Genomic DNA, 16,957 nt, shown 5'->3' with positions numbered 1-16,957 from the left:
TCGCGACTAAAGCGACCGTTTGCGATTGGGAAGGGATTGCCGACCTACGTTCTTCCCGCCCGACACGAAGCCGTACGCCGGGATGAAAAACGCTCTAAACAGACGGCGGCTTCGATAGGCCATCGGAAATCGAAACCGCCTCGGATTGATTCATTCGTAGTACAGACTGATCGACCCGATGATTTCGTTCTCCTGCGCAACGCCGAAGCGGTTGTATCCGCCCAAGATGCCCGTCACGCCCAGGGACACCGGCAGCTTGGGAACCAGATAACTGAGCTGCAGAATCACGTGGCCGAAGGTGTTGCTGACGGGCAATTTGCCCGGATAGCAGCCGGTCACGTTCATGGCGCTGTCCGGAGGGCAATCGGTCTTCAAATAGGTGTCCCGCGTCCCGTAAAACTTCCCTTCGCGGCGGAAGCTGAACCAGCCGAGGGTGGCATTGAAGTTCAGATTCCAGGGCAGAACCCGGCGATAGTTGAGGGTCCAGTAGGTGTCGCCCGCGTTGCCCAGAATGGAATCGTTCATCAGCGTTTGCGAGAACAGGCTGAAATCGCCGTAGCCGATACCGACCCTGCTTTCCAGGGTCTCGGCGTGGCGGCTGTTGGTGTAAAGATACCCGGTCAATCCCGCTATGATCGTGAAATCGCCCAGCGGCAGTTCATAGCCGCCGTAAATGTCGTGCTCGATCGATTTCTCGTCGTCGAATACGCTGATGCTCCGGTTCGAGTAGGCCTGGCCCAGGCGCAGATAGGAATAGTTGATCATGGAGCCGAAGTAGCCCAGATACCATCCGGAAGCGAATTTCAAATCGGCGCCCCACTGCAAGACCGGGTCTTCGGATTCCGGCGCATCGGCGGATGCGTTGCCCAAAGGTTCTCCGTTGAAGTAAGTCGTGGTAAAGCCGCGAACGACGTAACTGGACACCAGATCGACATGGGCGCTCAGGTTGTAGAGCGGGGGCGTGGCGGAGGGAAGGTCGCCCGCGACGGCCGACAGGGCCGGCAACAGTCCCAGGACCGCAAGACACGTCCGGTGTATTTCCGGACAGGGGGAAATCGAATGAAACATCGGATGTCTTTTTGTTTTTTTGGATCGCGCGGGTTGAGCCGGTCATCGGTTGCCCGAGATCGCAGGCCGCTCGCCCTGAGCCCGTCGAAGGATTTCGAGGGCCTGTCGGTATCGGCTCTTATTGGATCGTGCCTCTGCCGTTCTCCACCTGAGCGACCTTCTGGCGCACGTCCTTCGGTACAAACGGTTTTTCGATGACCGGACAGCGGGCGGCGTCCAGGAATACCTGCACGTTGGGGCTCAAGCTGTCGCCGGTGACGAAAATGATCTTCCGCGCCAGCTCCGGCCAGCGCCGCTCGATCTCCCGGTACAGCGCCGGGCCGTCCATCTCCGGCATCCGAAGATCGCTCAGAATCGCCGCATACCCGCCGTTTTCGCTCAGCAGGCGCAAGGCCTCCCGGCCGCTCGCCGCGACGTCGATGCCGTGCCGGTCGCTCGCCAGGATGTCCGCCAGCAAGGCGCTCACCTCCGGCTCGTCGTCGACGATCAGGATGCGTCCGGGTCCGCTCTCCGGAGGCTCCGGCGCCGCCGCGCCGGCTTCGACCGCATCCGCCGCCTGCACCGGCAGCCGCACGGTGAACACCGCCCCGCCCGCGGGCGGACAGGTGGCGCTCAGGCTCCCGCCATGGGCTTCGACGATGCCGAGACTGACCGCCAAGCCCACCCCGGTGCCGCTGCCGACCGGCTTGGTGGTGAAGTAGGGATCGAAGATGCGCGAGCGAATGGCCTCCGGGATGCCGGGACCGTTGTCCGCCACCTCCACCCAAAGGGCGTTCGCCGCCGGGTCGTGGCCCGAGCGGATCCACAGGCGGCGGGGCTCGGGCTGGTCGGTCAGGGCCTGCTGCGCGTTGATGAGGAGGTTGATGAACACCTGGTGCAGCTGATCGGCATCGGCGGCGATCTCCGGCAGGTCCGGGGCCAGCTCCGTCACCACCTCGACGCCTCCGGTGCGCAGGCTATAGCTCAGGATTTCAAGGGAATCCTCGATAACCCGGTTGAGCCGGACCGCCGTGTGCTGCGGCGTGTGCTGGCGGGCCATCGCGAGAAACGTCTTGACGATGCGGGCGCAGCGTTCGGCGGCGGCGCGGATTTTCCGGGCGGCCGTCACGGTGGTCTCGTTCCCGGCCTCTTCCTCCAGCATGATGGCCCGCCCCACCACGATGGAGAGGGGGTTGTTGAGTTCATGCGCCACCCCGGCCAGCAAGGAGCCCATCGCCGCAAGCTTTTCCCGCTGGTATAGGGTGTCGCGCTGACGGGCGATCTCGGCTTCCGCCTTGATGGCTTCGCTGATGTCGCGGGCGTTGACGACGATGCCTTCCACCGAGGGGTTTTGCAGCTGGTTGGTGCCGGTGGCCTCGAACATCCGCCATTCGCCACGGGCATGCCGGAGCCGGTACTCCAGGCGTTCGATGGGCGCGTCCGGGTGATCGAGCGCGGTCCGATAGGCGTGCGCGACGACTGCCACATCTTCGGGATGCACGATGGCAAAGATGGTCTGGCCGATGTAATGGCCCGGCGGAAAGCCCAGAACCGGCTCCACCGAGGGGCTGACGTAGCGGATCACGCCCTCGGCATCGACCACGCTGATGATGTCCGCGGCATGCTCGATCAGAGCACGGAAACGCTCCTTTTCAACGCGCAGGGCGATGTCCCGCTCCGACACCTTCGCGACCATCTCGTTGAACGCCTCGGCCAGTTGGCCGAATTCGTTGCGCGGATTTTCCAGCCGCGCCACATCCACGACCGGCGCCTCGCCGGAGCCGACACTGCGGATGGCCCTCAGCAGCCGGCCCAGAGGGTGGGCGATCTGGCGTCGCAGAATAATGGTCAAAATCAGGAGCAGAAACGCCAGCGATGCGATGCCGCTCCAGAACACCCACTGCGCCGAGCGGAACGCTTGGGCGCGGACCAAGGCCCCCGGCAGGGTCGAGGCGAAATACCATCCGGTGCTGGGCAATCGGCTGATCGCGTAGTACTCGTCGATTTCGGAGGCCAAGCCGGAACGCGGCAGCTCGGCGCTTTCCGTCGCCAAGCGCAAGAGCGCGTTCAGCCGCGGATCCTGGGTGTCGTGAAGGTTGAATCCTTCGAAGCCTTCCGAGATCTGGGTCATGTATGACGGATCGATAATCAGTCGTCCGTCGCCGCGGAACACGGTATGGCTGGCGCCGGCAATGGCCGATTGGCGAATGCTGGCCTCCAGTTCGTCGAGAATCTCATCGGTGCCGATGTTGGCGATATGCTCGTCACCCACGTACACAGGGGTTACCCCGGGCACCAGAATCTTCTTATAGGCCGGTTCATAGTAGGTGCCTCCCCAAATCGTTTTGCGCTCGGGATTGTGCGCCGCATCGGCCAAATAAAAATACTCGCGTTGATCCAGCGCATAGTCCGCCGGCGTGTCGTAGGCCCAGCGCACGTGTCCGGAGCGTTCGGGATCGTCGTAGCCCATGTCGGACGGTTGGCTGGGATGCGTGAAGTAGAAGTTGGCGTATTGACTGGTGAAGGTTCCTTTGTACTTTTCCGACAGATCGAAAAATAACATCCAGCGTCGCTTGAACTCCGTATCGGGCTGCACCCGGCGATGGATCCAGCCGGTGGAATAGCGTTCCACGTCGGAGAATTTCTCGCTGTTGCGCATCGCGCCGTCCGGATACCGGCTCATCAGCTCATCGAAGCGACGTTCGAAATCGGGGGAGGGCGGTGCGGAATAGCGTTCCACGAAATCCCGGCGCACGACCTCGTGCAATCCCTTGAGAAACGCGAAATGGGATTCGTGATAGCGCGCCCGCTGCACGCCGTAGTCGGTCAGCCGCGCCAGAGCGCTTTGCTCGATTTCCCGGTACAGCAAGTGGTATGTGACCGCCGTGGAAAGAGCGATGATGGCTGTCACCCCGGCGGCGATCCGGTACAGCGTAGCCCGAGTAAGCGATGTGGAGATGCCCATGATGTCGATGAATGTCGCTGGAGTGCCAGAGTTGAATAGGAATGGCCGGTCGAATCATTCACCGTCGGGAACGAAACGGTAACCCACGCCTCGAACCGTTTTGATGAAGCGCGGATGCTCCGGATTCGGTTCTATCTTCTTGCGCACCCGCGTCACGCAAATGTCGACGCTGCGGTCGAAAGGGTCCCACGACCGCCGCTGGGTCAGATCGAGAATCTGATCGCGCGACAGCACCCTATTGGGATGGGTTGCGAAAACCTTCAACAGGTCGAACTCCCCGTTGGTGATCGGCAGTTCCCGGCCGCTCTCGCTCAGCAGGCGATGGCTTTCCAGGTCGAGTTCGCAGCAGCCGAACCGCAAGAGTTGCGCCGGTCTTGCTGCTATGGCCTGATCCGGTTCCGCCGCCGAAGTTATGGTGCGTCGGAGGACGCTTTTGATCCGTGCCAAGAGCTCGCGGGGATCGCACGGTTTGGCGAGGTAGTCGTCGGCCCCGATTTCAAGGCCGACGACTCGATCCGTTACCGAATCGGCAGCAGTGAGCATGATCACGGCCGTCGTCCGGTTTTCCCGAATATGGCGGGCAAGGCTGAGCCCGTCTTCGCCCGGCATCGTGATGTCCAATACCGCGAGATCGATGGCTTCCCTTCGGAGAACTTCGCGCGCCTTCAGGGCCGACTCGGCCTGCCAAACCCGAAACCCGTGCTTGCCGAGATACTCGGCAAGCATCTCGCGAATGCATGGTTCATCGTCCACGACCAAAATATTGGCATTCATATTTTCAACTCCGCTTACCCCCCAGATTCGACGGAGATCGACCATCGGCTGAACTGTCCCGGCGCCGAGAGTTCGCAATAATTATATTAATCAGGTCCGTAAATACGCTCCCGGTATTTACGGGCCGACGCCAAGGCCGGTACACGCTTAGGCGTGGCTCGCGCGGCTTGTGGCCGCGCCTGGGCATCCCTGCCCCGGATTAGCCCGGCCTGATTTAGAGGCCGGGTTAATAAAGAGCGTGTCGCATCAAATCCGCTCATGTTAGCGCATAAGCCGACAAGCGATATCAACGATCGATCGGAAAGATACGGCGCTCACTGAATTTGGTCGGCTAGTGTCAATGCCGGAGGTTAAGCCACCCGTTGGTTCCGGTCAGTCATTTTTTGCTTGCGTAGAATTAGCGGCCCGGCCTTTTCATTGTTCGAGGCCGGAGCCGGGATGAGGGTGTCGCGGTTTTCAGCAGAGGGCTTTTCCATACACAGCCGGTATCCGGGCCATCGCTCCACGCGCAGCAGGCGGCGCAGCGGCGTCTTGATCACGGAGACGCACAAGGCGATCGACAGCAGACACCACACGGCGGCATGTTCGTTGGGATGGCGCGTCAGAATGTCGGCCAGCAAAGGACCCACGACGAGATGAAGAGCGACGAATCGCCATGATCCGTAAAGGAAAGGCAGAAAAAAACTCACTGCGAAATAGGAAAAACCGTGCAGGCCGAACTGAAACGGGATGAGGTTATCGGGATAAATCGACATCAGGCCGTTAAGAGGAAGCTGCCAGGCTATGTGCCAGTCGCCGGACAGGGAACACACCTCGGGCCCGCAAAATCCCTCGTATCCTCGGATGCAGGTTCTCGCCCAGGAAAAGGGATACATCTTGAGCAGCATCGCCGCGCTGGCGAGTCCGCACAACGAATAGACCATCCCGCCGATTCGCCGCTTCACCGGGGCAGGAATGAAGTACAGCGCGACCATGTTGACGAAGAAGGGTTGAAACGTGATGTGCAGATAACCCAGCCAGGTCAGCAGCTGGTTCTGCGGGGTATCGCACTGATCGATGTATACGTAGGTCGCGGCCTGCAACAATTCCATGCAGGCAAAATAAGTCAGGGGCAACCACAGTTCCCGTGTTTCCCCTTTGTAGGCCAAGTAGCTTGCCGTCGCAAAACCGCCTGTCGCTAACATGGCCGAAGCTTCGCCGCTCCAACACATGAGGAGATCCCCCCAAACTTGATTCAAAAGCTTGAAAGTGAACACCAAAACGATACGCCAACAGGATTTCGCGCATTCTGTCGACTGGATCATCTATGTTGACGCCGCGGAAAGCGAATGTACGGTTCTTCCCGTTGATGTCAATAGTTTGTGATATTGCGGCGCAGCGCGTCCGTTGATCGGGGGGTGGTCCGAATGAGTCGACGGGAAGGCCCGACTCTCTGATTGTCGCCAGTGTTGCTGACACTCGGCCAAAACCGTGGTCAGACCATTAAGAGATGTGCTCGCGCGAACCGGATAAGGTCGGATTCGGCCGGGGCGGGGACACCGACCCTAGATCCTAATTCCGTTCGGCATTCGAGTGAACATTCATCGTAGGGTGGGTAGAGCGAAGCGAAACCCATCGATGGCGGGTTAGCCCCTAGAGCGTTTTCATCGCGCTCGTACGGCAAAACCAGCTTGGCGGACGTCGTTGGCGCCTTCGGCTCGGGTGAATGGATTCAAGCATTCGTAGGTCGGCAATCCCTTGCCAATCGCAAACGGTCGCTTTAGTCGCGACCCTTCCGACGAAGACGCTCGGCCGGGACGTGGCGTCGGGAAGGGGGGCTTCGGCGCTCCAATCGCAAACGGTCATCCCAGGAGCGCTGGGATGACCGTTTGCGATTGGGAAGGATTCCCGACCTACTCGCGAGTGCCCGTACAGTAGATATGAAAATGCTTTAGTCTCCGCTCGGGACAGGCTCCGCCTAACCCACCGATGGAAGGCCGCTCGGCGGGTTACGGCGCACGCGAAGGGCAGTGATCGGCGGTCGGTCAGTGCTGATGTGCGCCTAACCCACCCTACGACAATGAATTCCGGATTGAAGGCGATTTGGAATAACACCAGGGTATTATAGTTTGAATCAGGAGACGACTCATGAAGGTCTACGAACTGCAAGGCGGCTTCGGCATCGATTCATTGGCTCTTGTCGAGCGGCCGATGCCTCGGCCCGCCGCGGGGCAGGTGCTTCTGAAAATGAGGGCGTGGTCGCTCAACTACCGCGACCTGATGCTGGTCAACGGAAGCTATAACCCGAATCTCCGTTTGCCGATGACGCCGCTCTCGGACGGCGTCGGCGAGGTGGTCGACGTCGGTCCGGGCGTATCGCGCCTAAAGCCGGGGGAGCGGGTCGCGGGCATCTTCATGCCCAAGTGGCTGGACGGCGAATTGACCGAAGAGAAAACCAAGAGCGCGCTGGGCGGCGGTGATACCGGCATGGCGGCGGAGTACGTCGTGCTCGACGCGGAAGGCGTCGTTCCGGTTCCGGACCATCTCACGGATGAAGAGGCCGCAACCTTGCCTTGTGCCGCAGTGACCGCCTGGCATGCGCTGGTCACCTCAGGCCGGGTCAAGGCGGGGGATACGGTGCTGACGTTGGGCACCGGCGGCGTCTCATTATTCGCGTTGCAGTTCGCGAAGCTGTCCGGAGCGCGAGTGATCGCCACCTCCAGCAGTGACGAAAAACTTGCGCGAGCGCTCGATCTCGGCGCTTCGGAAGGCATCAACTACAAGAACACGGCCGAATGGGGCCAGTTCGTGCGCGAACTCACCGACGGCGTTGGCGTCGATCATGTCGTCGAGGTCGGCGGCGCCGGCACCCTCGGCCAATCGCTCCGAGCCGTGCGCATGGGCGGGCGTATCAGCCTGATCGGCGTTCTGTCCGGCGGCGGCCAGGTCGATCCCACGCCAATTCTGATGAAGAACGTGTGCGTGCAAGGCATCTTCGTCGGCAGTCGAGCGATGTTCGAGGCCATGAACGGGGCCATCGCGCAGCACCGGATGCGGCCCGTGGTGGACCGCGTGTTTCGGTTCGGCGAGTTGCCCGATGCCCTTCGCCACATGGAGAGGGGCGCCCACTTCGGCAAGATCGCCTTGGCCGTAAGCTGAATGGAGAAACGACGATGAACATCCTGATGGTATTGACCTCGCACGATAGGCTCGGCACGACGGGCGAGAGAACCGGATTCTGGCTGGAAGAATTCGCCGCGCCCTACTACGTCTTCAGCGATGCCGGCGCAGACATTGTTCTGGCTTCGCCCGAGGGCGGGCAGCCGCCGGTGGACCCCAAGAGCTTTCGGCCGGATGCGCAAACCGAATCGATCATGCGCTTCAACCAGGACCCGGCCGCGAAAGTCGCGCTAGCCCACACCGTCAAGCTGTCGCTAGTCTCGGATGCCGATTACGATGCCGTGTTCTATCCCGGCGGCCACGGCCCCATGTGGGATCTCGCCGAAGATTCGGATTCCATCGCATTGATCGAAGCCGTGTACGCGGCCGGCAAACCCGTGGCCGCGGTGTGCCACGGACCGGGCGCGTTCCGCCATGCAAAGACCGCGGACGGATCTCCCCTGGTGAGAGGAAAGTCGGTCACCGGCTTCGCCAACACCGAGGAGGAAGAAATCGGGCTTACCGAGGTGGTTCCGTTCCTGGTGGAAGACATGTTGCGCGAGAAAGGCGGCAACTATTCGAAAGCCGAGAACTGGAAACCACATGTGGTGACCGACGGCCATTTGATTACCGGGCAGAACCCGGCCTCATCGGAAGGTGCCGCGCGAGCGCTGTTGAGGCAATTCAAAGCGACGACGCACGGCTGAGCGGCGGGGGCGTGATTCGCCCAAGAAAAAGCCCGGAATCGGTTCCGGGCTTTTGTATTCCGCCTTTTCGGCTTCAGGGTTTTCTCTCAAAAATGCGGCTCAATGTCTCTTCTCGGCGGCGTCGTTCTCGTGTTCAGCCTTCTCTTCCTCGATCTTTTTCAAAATCTCCCGTACCTCTTCGTCGTCGAGTCCGCTCAGTCCCGCGAGTTCGTTCAGCAGAAAGTCTTCGTAACTATTGGTTGGGTCGTCCTTAGGCATGAAAAATCTCCAAAAGGGTTAGCCCTTCCCCTTTGACTTGCGCCGATTCGAAAAGAGCCCGATCCGGCACGCTTTTTTTGACATTTGTTTTGGCCGAGCGACATACGGCCAAAAGAAGAGGAGAAAGAAGCCGGGGTAGGTCGGCAATCCTTTGCCGACGCCCTGCTAGTCTTCCAAGGGGGCTTCCGGAGTTTTCCCGATCACGATGTCAAAACGTGCTGTCAGTCCCCCGATCCGCGAATCGGCGGCCGGCGTGAAATCGACCAGAACCGATTCGCGAGCCGCCTTGTCCCGGATGCCTTTGAGAACGAAGTCCTGTTCATTCAACGGATGGCCCTTGACGTACAGCTGCGTGGTCAGCATCCGCTGCCCGCCTTTGTTGACGATGACGTGAATGTGCGGCGCGCGCTGGACGCCGGCGGCATAAGGCACGGGTTTGATGGTGCGGAAGTAGTACTCGCCGCCTGGACCGGTCAGGCATCGCCCGAAGCCCTGGAAATTCTCGTCGCGCCGTTCACGATTGGGACTCGCGGTGTGCAAGTAAATGCCCTGATGATCCACCTGCCAGATTTCGACGATGGCATTGGGAACGGGCTCTCCGGCCGGGCCGAGAATCCGTCCCGTGAGATGCGTCACGTCCCCGGATGCCGGCGTGACGGAGTCGTTCACGATCAGAAGGTCGTTGTCGGTGTCCGGCGGGAGTCGGTTCGGATAAAAAGGTCCCTGGGTCTGCCGCGGGGTTCGAGTCGGTTCCGCGGCAAACGCGCCGCCTACGGTAAACATTCCGGCAGTCAAGGCAAGGCATTGCAGCAACAGCCGGCGGGCTAGGCTTGGATGTTCGGCTCTCATGAATCGCCGCCTTAGGAAAGATCGATTGCTTAGGTTTTGGACCGGGTCATCACCCGCGGCGTTCACCGGAAGACTCCGAGTTCAGCGAGATGGGGAAGAGAAACGGATTGCGACGTTTCGTCCTCTCGTTCCCACGCTGCGCCGGCTGGCTGGGGTCCGGAGGAGTCCGAGGGGACCGGAAGAGGGAGCTAGACAGGGCCGGTCCAGTCGAAGGGAATATGCTTGCTCGACTGGCCGGCCCAGTTCCACCTAAAGCCGAAGGCGTCCACTTCGTTATCCGAGGCCCGCGCCCAGGTGGCGATCTGGCCGGGGCCCACCTCCGACCCGGGCGCATTGTGGAGCTGCACCCTAGCGCCAGCGGGCGTGGTCGGACCCGAGAGCGCCTCGGCAAATGCCTTCACCCGCCCGGGAATCTCGGCCCGCCAGTAAGCGAGGTCGTCGAGCCGGACGCTTCCGAAGGCACCTTCACGGATGTGGTAAGCCATGATGCCTTCGCAGTGGTTACCCGTCGGCGCCTGGGCGAAGGTACAAGGACAGGGAACGTTGCAGCTACAGGCGTCGAACCAATCACCCTTCATCCACCAGTTTGGAATCTCCGTCATTTCGATACGCCTCCTTTGATCTCGTAGATAGCCCGTCTGCCGGACCACCCGGCGTTGAGCCACTGCCCGCCGGAGCCTTCGATATGCGTTTGGACTCTATCCTCTGCGGGCTTGTTCTCTTTCTTCTCAGTGCCGTGATTTCAAGCCTAGTCGGATAGTCAACTTGGCGCTCATAACACCAAAATGCCGCTGGGCTTCCCAAGCCGCCTGTCCTTTCGTCCCCACCGCTGCATGTGGACGCCGGTGAGGCGAGCCAGCCAGCTCCACGGAGCTCGTAGCAACCGGGAATAGACACAATTTGAACAAAAACGATTCCGGATCGTCATTGTCCATAAATGGGCTTCGATATTTCGATATAAGGACATATCTTATGCGCCTCTCATCCTTACGGTCCTCTTCGACTGCTTCGCGCGCGGGAATGGATGGTGTGCGGGAACATTGGAAGGGGGGTTCTCGTACTTGGCATCGGTTGATCCTTCTAGGCGTGGCTGCGATCTTCTTTCCGTTCGTCGCCACTCTGGCGACGGAACTGACGATCGCCTGGATTCTGGTCTTCTCCGGCATCGCGCAGGGCCTCTATGCCTTTCGCCTGCGACACCGGGTCGGCTTTTGGCCGTCACTCTTAAGTGGTCTGCTCACCCTTGCGGTCGGCCAGTTACTGATCTTGTTCCCCATGAGCGGCATCCCGTCGATCACATTCCTGATCGCGATACTCTTTCTGGCCAACGGCGCTTTTCGTATCGCCCAAGCGCTCCGGCTGCGCCCCTTGGAACATTGGGGTTTGCCGCTCGCCGGAGGAGTCCTCTCGATGCTGCTTGGGCTCCTGGTCATTGCCCAATGGCCGGCCGCTGCCATTTGGTTATTGGGCCTTTTAGTGGGCATCGACCTGATGTTTTCCGGCTGGATGTTGCTTTGGCTGTCGCTGACCGATGGCTTACCGCATCGGCTCTGGCCGATGCGGTGCACGGAGCGCCTAGCCTGAACCACCTGATGACAGAGAAACCCCCTTCCTGATAGAGGCCACAAATGACTTTTGATGAGGACACCATTCAAACCATCTGGGAGAAAGGTCGCGTCATGCAGGATCACGACGCCACCCAATGGCGCAAGGACGAATGCGGTGCCTGGATATACCGAGAGCATTACGGCGTCACGGATACCGAATTCGGCTGGAAAATCGAGAAAGTCATGCCCGATGTGTCGGAGCGCGCAGACAGCTTTCGCCCCTTCCATCACCGCAACAGTTACAACATTGCCAATGGCGCGCCGCATTGCCACGTCACTGCCGATCGAATTGAATTGGCACCGATGGAACATGTCGACAGGCCGCGCAATAGGGAGCTTTAGATCCGAGGCGCGGGCAGCGCCTGCCTGAGGCGGGGTGCGCCCGAAGTCTGCCCAGAAGCGGACGAAGGGGGCGGAAAAGCCCTGGCTCGGGGGCAGAAAGGCCGGACAGACCGGCGGAAAACCCGATTTCCCGCCCGAAAAAAGCCTTCCAGGGATGGGTAAGGGGAAAGATCGGGGAGTTTTTCACCATCCTGTTAGGTGCTATCGGTGTTTACAAGCCGCTCACCAAGCGGCATGAGCTGGCCAATGTCTGGTCTCCAAAAGTCAGCGCAGTGGCCGGCATGTACCGGCCATCAGTTATCCACGGCATAACCACTCGCAACCTTCCACCGCCCGTCGTCATGCGTGTCATGGTTAAGCCAATACGATCAATCCAAATCCCGATTCATCACTTAGGTATCTGACTCGGGCCCTTGAGATTCTCAAGCGCCTGTACAGAGGCTTATGACCAAAACGAGGTTTAAAAATCACCGACCACAAATTTGATGAGCGTATCGCCGAAGCCGAAGCCAGGCACGAAGAAGCAATGAAGGCGCGTCAGGAACACTACGCCATTCTCAAACGAGCGGTTTCGTTCCTCGATGCGTGCCAAGCCGACCTTGACGCAAGTTGAAGGCGCCGTCTATGCGGCGATCAAGGCCGGTAACGAAATCGACCTGCAAAGCCTTGTCGTGCGCCGGCTTGAACTGGCGGCGATCGTAGATGCCATGCCTCGGGTGCTGAAGCAGTTGACCGACGAACTGACCCCGCTTGCTCAGGCCGTGGGGTTTGCTGCAAATCGTGTGATCGATCTTCAGGAAGAGAAAGCGCATTGCGAACTCGTTGAAAAAGTGACTGCCCTGAGTGCAGCCGGCGACAGCGACAAAACCATTCGCGAAAAGCTCAATCTCTCGCCGCGCGAATTGGACCTGGCGTTGGGGCGGGCATGACGGGAGGAATTCATCGATGAACCTAAGACAGCGCCTGGCGCGCCTGGAGGCCGCGCGGTCGTTGCAAAACGTCGAGCCGCCGCCCACCGATTGGGATGCGCTGTTCGAGAAATTCATTCGTCATCTGCCGCCGGACGTGGCCGCCTGACATCGTTTATCGCCCTGCCACAGTTCCAACGGTTCGGGTGCGGGCGGGTTGTCGGGCCCCTTGTGAGCTTCACCCATGCGCTGCTCGATGAATGCCTGAATCTCGCCGACCAAATGCGCCGGCACCCGCATGGTGACCGTCTCGCAGTTCCATTTCCGTTTCCGGCCGGCGCCGGACCGCTTCCCTCCGCGTGTCATGTTCGTACCTTGTGATTTCGTGACGGAATCAGTCTATCCCGACCATTTGATTCTGTCACGGAATCATTCAACCGTGCCGAACCTTGCATTCCACCGATTCTGGCCTAGGCTGAAAGGACCGCTCCCTCCGTTGGGTGATAAATTGCAAGCGGTAGCCCGGCTAAGGTGACGGGCGGGATCTATGAAAAAGAAAAGGAGAATGACCATGAGCAGCAACACCAATCCGACAGGATGTGGTTCCATCAACACGCAGGTGTACGAGTTCACCACAAGTGACGCGGGGAAAACGTCGGGCACGGCCTACGGCAATCTGCCGTTGGGCGACCCCAACGGCTCACAGGTGTCGATCAACGGCACCACCGACCTGTCCCAGATCATCGTTGGCAACAACGGGGCGTGTGTCATGTCGATCGTTTACCAGTACTTCGACGGGATCGCCCGCAAGTCGGCCATTTATGTCTTCGGCCAGGGGCCAAAGGGAATGGGGTCAGGGAGTCTCCACATGAGCTTCGTCACGTCGCAGGACACGCACACGTTGTCGCTGACGAGTTCGACCCCGTCGTGCCACGACGACAAATTCGAGGACATGAACGCCATCACGCAGATCACCTGGAAGTCGGATTAACCAGCGGTCCGAGCTGACCATCAACTTCTTGACGGAACAGTGAACTAGGACCTATACGTCGTATAGGTCCTACATGTCCTGAGTCATCATCGCCCGCGCATGTTCGTAGGAGTGGACCGCAAAGCGTGGCGCGCGCTTTTCGCGGCGCAGCTCGGGTGGATGCTCGATGCGACCGCCGATCTTACCGACGTTTGTTGATTTCAAAGGTCTTTTCAGCGGACCTTGACTCCCCCGACCCGCCCGGCGTATGCCGGCCGCACTACAAACACACAGCGGACTCCGCACCCGTCAGACATGCGGATTTTTTGCGCCTTGAGAAAGGCGAGCACCGATTTATGGTGCGGTCGATACGGTGAGATAAGCCGGGAAACCGGACGAATAAGCCGAGCAGTCTGTGTGCTGTAGTTGAGGCCGTGCCACCCTCATTCTGGTGGCGCTCGTTCAACTGGAGCAATTCACCATGTCAAACGAATCCCACACCACCCACGACCCCGCAAGCACGGCTGACGCGCTGGAAGAGGCGCGGGCCATGCTCGATTTGTTGCGATCGGCAATTGCAGCGTCCGACGGCTGGACGCAGACAACGGTTTTCGGAGCAAACAAGCTGCTCGATGAAGTCGATTCCCGGATCGAGCGGGCCGAAAAGCTGATATTCGAACCGGTGGGATCAGATTGAAGGGGGAACTCATGAAAGCATCGCTCAAATCCGAATGCCAAGCCGTGGCGCACACGCTGGTCATGACAAGTACCATGCTGGCCGTTGTCGGTGCTGCAATAGACGATTATGTTGCACACGCTGAGGCTGAGCGAACCATGGATTTGCCAGACGTTGAAAGGGGCACGGGCTAGCGGAAATCGTTGGAGTGGCGCGAAACAGGTTGTTGGAATCCGCTGATTTCCTGGAGAGCATAAAAGAGCTTTTGCGTGATACGCCAAAACCCGCCGACGATTGATCGAATCATCGGCGCCTGGGGTAACCCCGCTTTAATCGAGTACGCGCCAGCGATTAGCGGACTTTATTACGTAATCCGCGACATCGCGCAGCGAGTCCAAAAGGCCGGCGAACTGATTAAGGAACTCCGGGATTCTGAGCGGGAGCTTGCCGCTTGCCGATCCTGAACGGGAAACCTTCGAGCGACAACCCGGTTCGCGAAAGCGGCCGGGTTTTTTGTTGCCGTGGCGAAATCAAATGGTCGTCACCGTGGCATTTTTGGAGCCTGGGAAGCAGGGGTCTTTAGAAGTGGATTTGAGTACTTTTTGAGTGCTCACCCCTGCCGAGTACCGGGAATCTGATCTAAGTTATTGAATCTATGGTGGGCGGTGCAGGGTTCGAACCTGCGACCCCTGCCGTGTGAAGGCGATTTAAGACCTCTTTCGATTCAACGCCTTAAGGCGTAACGCACTGATATGTAATAAACAATAGTAAGCCGTTGTAAATTAGAATCTGCTGCCGTATAGTGTTTTTGCACTTACATTTCACTTACGGCAGAACGGCGCTATGTCACTTACACAGCAAATCATCACCAAGCTGGCACCGCAGGAAAAGCCTTATGAAGTCCGTGACGACCGGATTAAAGGCTTTTTGCTACGGGTGCAGCCTACAGGCCGGAAAAGCTATATCGTCGAGTATGCCCGAGGGAAGCGCGTCACCCTGGGCGATGCGGCAATCCTGACGCTCACGGCGGCGCGGAATGCCGCAATCGAGGTACTCGGCAAGGCCGCACAAGGCATTGACCCGAGGGAGGATAGAAAGCCCAAAACGGAACCGATGACGCTGCGGCGCTTTATCGATCAAAAATACCGACCGTGGGCGCATGGAAACCACAAGAGCAGTGATACCCATGTGAAGCGGATCGAATCATGCTTTTCCGATCTGCTGGACCGTCCTTTGTTAGAGATTACGCCTTGGCTGATCGAGAAATACCGATTGGCAAGACTGAAAGCCGGCATTGCCAGCACTACCATCAATCGGGATATCGTGGCGCTTAAAGCCTGCCTAACCCGCGCGGCTGAATGGGGCGAGATTGCCGAAAGCCCGCTGAAAGGTAAGGGAATCGTCGAGACGGACCGGCGCGGCGTTGTTCGGTTTCTCGATCAGTCGGAAGAATCAAGACTGTACGCGGCGCTTGATCGATGCCCGTATGCCTATCTCAGAACCATGGTTATTGTCAGTTTGCACACCGGAATTCGGCGCGGGGAATTGTTCGGACTCGAATGGCGGGATATCGACCTTGCCCGGCGATCCATGGTCATTCATGGCCCCAATACGAAGAACCGCACCACCCGGCACGCACCCTTGAACGATATTGCGGCTCAAGCGCTCACCGCATGGAAACGGCACGGCAATGGTGAAGGTCTGGTTTTTCCGGGCCGGGATGGTGGACGCCTAGACAATGCCCGTAAATCGTTCGCGGCGCTACTTCGCGATGCCGATATCAAGAATTTCCGATGGCATGATATGCGCCATCACTTCGCGTCAAAGCTGGTGCAAGCTGGTGTCGATTTAAACACCGTCCGCGAGCTGATGGGGCACTCGGATATCAAAATGACGTTGCGATACGCACACCTGGCGCCCGAGCATAAAGCCGCGGCTGTGGCCAAGCTCGTAGGCTAGAATCCCGAACCGGCGCGGGGATCGCCGGGAAGCCATGGACGGCAGAAGCGGGCCGGGGTGGTGCAGCCACACCGCCCCGACCCTAACCACAACCCACCTACCGAGAGGTGAAATCATGGCTACACAAGAGCATAACACCACATCCGACCCCGTAGACGACGCTCACGTTATTCAAGACCCATCAAGCGCGGCTTGTGCGCTGGTCATGGCTGACACCATGCTGGCCGTTGTCTCGGCTGCAATCGATCAATTCGTTGCAACGGCTCAGGCCACGGGGGTCATAGACATTCCAGAGTCCACCAAAGGTCACGGTCTCGCTGAAATCATCGAAGTGGTGCGGCATAGGATTTTGCGAGTCGCCGATTTTCTCGAAGAGACGGAGGACACCATGCGGCTATCCACAAGGCCGCAGGAGGGTAACGACCATGCGTAACCATCTTATCGAGGCAAGCGATGTTCTCAGCGAAGCGCAACGGCAAGTTGATTTCTTGTCGACGCTTTGCACGTTCGGCGGGACGGATGACAGCGTAGAACTGGATGCGCCAGCGATTAGCGGGCTTTATTACGTAATCCGCGACATCGCGCAGCGAATCCAAAAGGCCGGCGAACTGATCAAAGAGCACCGTGATTCAGACCGGCGGCGGATTATCGGCGGCGGGGACTGAGGTAAACCCCTTATAATCGAGTACGCCAGTCCTAGCCCGACGGGGCGAAAACCGGGCACCCTAACCCGGCTGGACTGGCCCCTTCTTTAGGG

At 59.3% G+C, this 16,957-nt stretch carries 22 protein-coding genes; 13 read left to right on the top strand and 9 right to left on the bottom strand.

What is annotated here, in order from left to right; translation table 11 throughout:
- Nucleotides 1-150 precede the first annotated feature (150 nt).
- The 4 genes from B2A78_RS18020 to B2A78_RS18005 all read right to left on the bottom strand — a co-directional run bounded on the left by B2A78_RS18020 (nt 151) and on the right by B2A78_RS18005 (nt 5,970).
- Nucleotides 151-1,068 carry a TorF family putative porin gene (locus tag B2A78_RS18020; RefSeq protein ID WP_077731408.1) on the bottom strand — a complete coding sequence of 306 codons (918 nt, stop codon included), beginning with the start codon at nt 1,066-1,068 and terminating at the stop codon, nt 151-153.
- 118 nt (nt 1,069-1,186) lie between these two features.
- Nucleotides 1,187-4,012 carry an ATP-binding protein gene (locus B2A78_RS18015; protein WP_077731406.1) on the bottom strand — a complete coding sequence of 942 codons (2,826 nt, stop codon included), beginning with the start codon at nt 4,010-4,012 and terminating at the stop codon, nt 1,187-1,189.
- Between the two features lie 54 nt (nt 4,013-4,066).
- Entirely contained in the window at nt 4,067-4,786 is a 720-nt protein-coding gene (locus B2A78_RS18010) for a response regulator (protein ID WP_077731405.1), read from the bottom strand.
- 350 nt (nt 4,787-5,136) lie between these two features.
- Nucleotides 5,137-5,970: a DUF5765 domain-containing protein gene (locus B2A78_RS18005; protein WP_346425850.1), complete on the bottom strand. Its 834-nt coding sequence runs from the start codon at nt 5,968-5,970 to the stop codon at nt 5,137-5,139.
- Between the two features lie 943 nt (nt 5,971-6,913).
- Here B2A78_RS18005 and B2A78_RS18000 point away from each other — a divergent pair.
- Both B2A78_RS18000 and B2A78_RS17995 read left to right on the top strand, forming a co-directional pair.
- Entirely contained in the window at nt 6,914-7,924 is a 1,011-nt protein-coding gene (locus B2A78_RS18000; RefSeq protein WP_077731404.1) for an NAD(P)-dependent alcohol dehydrogenase, read from the top strand.
- 14 nt (nt 7,925-7,938) lie between these two features.
- Complete coding sequence (locus B2A78_RS17995) at nt 7,939-8,631, top strand: type 1 glutamine amidotransferase domain-containing protein (protein ID WP_077731403.1); 693 nt, start codon at nt 7,939-7,941, stop codon at nt 8,629-8,631.
- Nucleotides 8,632-8,730: 99 nt separating this feature from the next.
- Here B2A78_RS17995 and B2A78_RS26160 read toward each other — a convergent pair whose 3' ends face one another.
- The 3 genes from B2A78_RS26160 to B2A78_RS17985 all read right to left on the bottom strand — a co-directional run bounded on the left by B2A78_RS26160 (nt 8,731) and on the right by B2A78_RS17985 (nt 10,340).
- Nucleotides 8,731-8,889 carry a hypothetical protein gene (locus B2A78_RS26160; RefSeq protein ID WP_166642704.1) on the bottom strand — a complete coding sequence of 53 codons (159 nt, stop codon included), beginning with the start codon at nt 8,887-8,889 and terminating at the stop codon, nt 8,731-8,733.
- A 165-nt stretch (nt 8,890-9,054) separates the two neighbouring features.
- Nucleotides 9,055-9,738, bottom strand: coding sequence for a protocatechuate 3,4-dioxygenase (locus B2A78_RS17990; protein WP_077731402.1), 684 nt, complete (start codon nt 9,736-9,738; stop codon nt 9,055-9,057).
- A gap of 188 nt (nt 9,739-9,926) precedes the next feature.
- The gene (locus tag B2A78_RS17985; protein WP_077731401.1) at nt 9,927-10,340 is read right to left on the bottom strand and encodes a DUF1326 domain-containing protein; all 414 of its coding nucleotides are present in this window, start codon (nt 10,338-10,340) and stop codon (nt 9,927-9,929) included.
- A gap of 370 nt (nt 10,341-10,710) precedes the next feature.
- Between B2A78_RS17985 and B2A78_RS17980 the strand changes: the two genes are divergently transcribed.
- The 4 genes from B2A78_RS17980 (at nt 10,711) to B2A78_RS26920 (ending at nt 12,764) form a co-directional block, all read left to right on the top strand.
- A complete protein-coding gene (locus B2A78_RS17980) occupies nt 10,711-11,322 on the top strand; it encodes an HdeD family acid-resistance protein (RefSeq protein WP_077731400.1) in 612 nt (203 codons plus the stop codon).
- Nucleotides 11,323-11,366: 44 nt separating this feature from the next.
- Nucleotides 11,367-11,687, top strand: coding sequence for a hypothetical protein (locus B2A78_RS17975; RefSeq protein WP_077731399.1), 321 nt, complete (start codon nt 11,367-11,369; stop codon nt 11,685-11,687).
- 581 nt (nt 11,688-12,268) lie between these two features.
- On the top strand, nt 12,269-12,616 hold the full coding sequence (locus B2A78_RS17970) for a hypothetical protein (RefSeq protein WP_077731398.1): 348 nt from the start codon (nt 12,269-12,271) through the stop codon (nt 12,614-12,616).
- Nucleotides 12,617-12,632: 16 nt separating this feature from the next.
- A complete protein-coding gene (locus B2A78_RS26920) occupies nt 12,633-12,764 on the top strand; it encodes a hypothetical protein (protein WP_276205407.1) in 132 nt (43 codons plus the stop codon).
- Here B2A78_RS26920 and B2A78_RS17965 read toward each other — a convergent pair.
- Nucleotides 12,737-12,961 carry a hypothetical protein gene (locus B2A78_RS17965; RefSeq protein WP_077731397.1) on the bottom strand — a complete coding sequence of 75 codons (225 nt, stop codon included), beginning with the start codon at nt 12,959-12,961 and terminating at the stop codon, nt 12,737-12,739. The genes B2A78_RS26920 and B2A78_RS17965 overlap by 28 nt on opposite strands.
- Before the next feature lie 205 nt (nt 12,962-13,166).
- On the opposite strand from B2A78_RS17965, the gene B2A78_RS17960 reads away from it, so the two are divergent.
- On the top strand, nt 13,167-13,586 hold the full coding sequence (locus tag B2A78_RS17960) for a hypothetical protein (protein ID WP_077731396.1): 420 nt from the start codon (nt 13,167-13,169) through the stop codon (nt 13,584-13,586).
- A 69-nt stretch (nt 13,587-13,655) separates the two neighbouring features.
- Here B2A78_RS17960 and B2A78_RS26915 read toward each other — a convergent pair whose 3' ends face one another.
- The gene (locus B2A78_RS26915; protein WP_276205406.1) at nt 13,656-13,790 is read right to left on the bottom strand and encodes a hypothetical protein; all 135 of its coding nucleotides are present in this window, start codon (nt 13,788-13,790) and stop codon (nt 13,656-13,658) included.
- 256 nt (nt 13,791-14,046) lie between these two features.
- On the opposite strand from B2A78_RS26915, the gene B2A78_RS17955 reads away from it, so the two are divergent.
- The 6 genes from B2A78_RS17955 to B2A78_RS17940 all read left to right on the top strand — a co-directional run bounded on the left by B2A78_RS17955 (nt 14,047) and on the right by B2A78_RS17940 (nt 16,865).
- Entirely contained in the window at nt 14,047-14,262 is a 216-nt protein-coding gene (locus B2A78_RS17955) for a hypothetical protein (protein ID WP_077731395.1), read from the top strand.
- Nucleotides 14,263-14,273: 11 nt separating this feature from the next.
- Nucleotides 14,274-14,435 (top strand): hypothetical protein, encoded by a 162-nt coding sequence (locus B2A78_RS26155; protein ID WP_156881934.1) that lies wholly within the window; start codon nt 14,274-14,276, stop codon nt 14,433-14,435.
- A 75-nt stretch (nt 14,436-14,510) separates the two neighbouring features.
- Nucleotides 14,511-14,705 (top strand): hypothetical protein, encoded by a 195-nt coding sequence (locus B2A78_RS25735; RefSeq protein ID WP_139840958.1) that lies wholly within the window; start codon nt 14,511-14,513, stop codon nt 14,703-14,705.
- Between the two features lie 379 nt (nt 14,706-15,084).
- On the top strand, nt 15,085-16,200 hold the full coding sequence (locus tag B2A78_RS17950) for a site-specific integrase (protein ID WP_077731394.1): 1,116 nt from the start codon (nt 15,085-15,087) through the stop codon (nt 16,198-16,200).
- 115 nt (nt 16,201-16,315) lie between these two features.
- Entirely contained in the window at nt 16,316-16,633 is a 318-nt protein-coding gene (locus B2A78_RS17945) for a hypothetical protein (RefSeq protein WP_077731393.1), read from the top strand.
- Nucleotides 16,626-16,865, top strand: a complete 240-nt coding sequence (locus B2A78_RS17940; protein WP_077731392.1) for a hypothetical protein — start codon at nt 16,626-16,628, stop codon at nt 16,863-16,865. Before B2A78_RS17945 ends, B2A78_RS17940 begins: the two co-directional genes overlap by 8 nt.
- Nucleotides 16,866-16,957: the final 92 nt, after the last annotated feature.

Origin of the sequence: Methylocaldum sp. 14B (genome assembly GCF_002005105.1) — a bacterium.
In the GTDB taxonomy this organism is placed as follows: domain Bacteria; phylum Pseudomonadota; class Gammaproteobacteria; order Methylococcales; family Methylococcaceae; genus Methylocaldum.
Note: the sequence above shows the minus strand (reverse complement) of the source record. Positions and strands in the feature narration are given on the sequence as shown.

Bases quoted from the DNA above. Each gene is read 5' to 3' on its own strand.
- B2A78_RS18020 (WP_077731408.1), bottom strand. From the start codon at position 1,068: ATGTTTCATTCGATTTCCCCCTGTCCGGAAATACACCGGACGTGTCTT.
- B2A78_RS18015 (WP_077731406.1), bottom strand. From the start codon at position 4,012: ATGGGCATCTCCACATCGCTTACTCGGGCTACGCTGTACCGGATCGCC.
- B2A78_RS18010 (WP_077731405.1), bottom strand. From the start codon at position 4,786: ATGAATGCCAATATTTTGGTCGTGGACGATGAACCATGCATTCGCGAG.
- B2A78_RS18005 (WP_346425850.1), bottom strand. From the start codon at position 5,970: ATGTTAGCGACAGGCGGTTTTGCGACGGCAAGCTACTTGGCCTACAAA.
- B2A78_RS18000 (WP_077731404.1), top strand. From the start codon at position 6,914: ATGAAGGTCTACGAACTGCAAGGCGGCTTCGGCATCGATTCATTGGCT.
- B2A78_RS17995 (WP_077731403.1), top strand. From the start codon at position 7,939: ATGAACATCCTGATGGTATTGACCTCGCACGATAGGCTCGGCACGACG.
- B2A78_RS26160 (WP_166642704.1), bottom strand. From the start codon at position 8,889: ATGCCTAAGGACGACCCAACCAATAGTTACGAAGACTTTCTGCTGAAC.
- B2A78_RS17990 (WP_077731402.1), bottom strand. From the start codon at position 9,738: ATGAGAGCCGAACATCCAAGCCTAGCCCGCCGGCTGTTGCTGCAATGC.
- B2A78_RS17985 (WP_077731401.1), bottom strand. From the start codon at position 10,340: ATGACGGAGATTCCAAACTGGTGGATGAAGGGTGATTGGTTCGACGCC.
- B2A78_RS17980 (WP_077731400.1), top strand. From the start codon at position 10,711: ATGCGCCTCTCATCCTTACGGTCCTCTTCGACTGCTTCGCGCGCGGGA.
- B2A78_RS17975 (WP_077731399.1), top strand. From the start codon at position 11,367: ATGACTTTTGATGAGGACACCATTCAAACCATCTGGGAGAAAGGTCGC.
- B2A78_RS17970 (WP_077731398.1), top strand. From the start codon at position 12,269: ATGCGTGCCAAGCCGACCTTGACGCAAGTTGAAGGCGCCGTCTATGCG.
- B2A78_RS26920 (WP_276205407.1), top strand. From the start codon at position 12,633: ATGAACCTAAGACAGCGCCTGGCGCGCCTGGAGGCCGCGCGGTCGTTG.
- B2A78_RS17965 (WP_077731397.1), bottom strand. From the start codon at position 12,961: ATGACACGCGGAGGGAAGCGGTCCGGCGCCGGCCGGAAACGGAAATGG.
- B2A78_RS17960 (WP_077731396.1), top strand. From the start codon at position 13,167: ATGAGCAGCAACACCAATCCGACAGGATGTGGTTCCATCAACACGCAG.
- B2A78_RS17955 (WP_077731395.1), top strand. From the start codon at position 14,047: ATGTCAAACGAATCCCACACCACCCACGACCCCGCAAGCACGGCTGAC.
- B2A78_RS26155 (WP_156881934.1), top strand. From the start codon at position 14,274: ATGAAAGCATCGCTCAAATCCGAATGCCAAGCCGTGGCGCACACGCTG.
- B2A78_RS17950 (WP_077731394.1), top strand. From the start codon at position 15,085: ATGTCACTTACACAGCAAATCATCACCAAGCTGGCACCGCAGGAAAAG.
- B2A78_RS17945 (WP_077731393.1), top strand. From the start codon at position 16,316: ATGGCTACACAAGAGCATAACACCACATCCGACCCCGTAGACGACGCT.
- B2A78_RS17940 (WP_077731392.1), top strand. From the start codon at position 16,626: ATGCGTAACCATCTTATCGAGGCAAGCGATGTTCTCAGCGAAGCGCAA.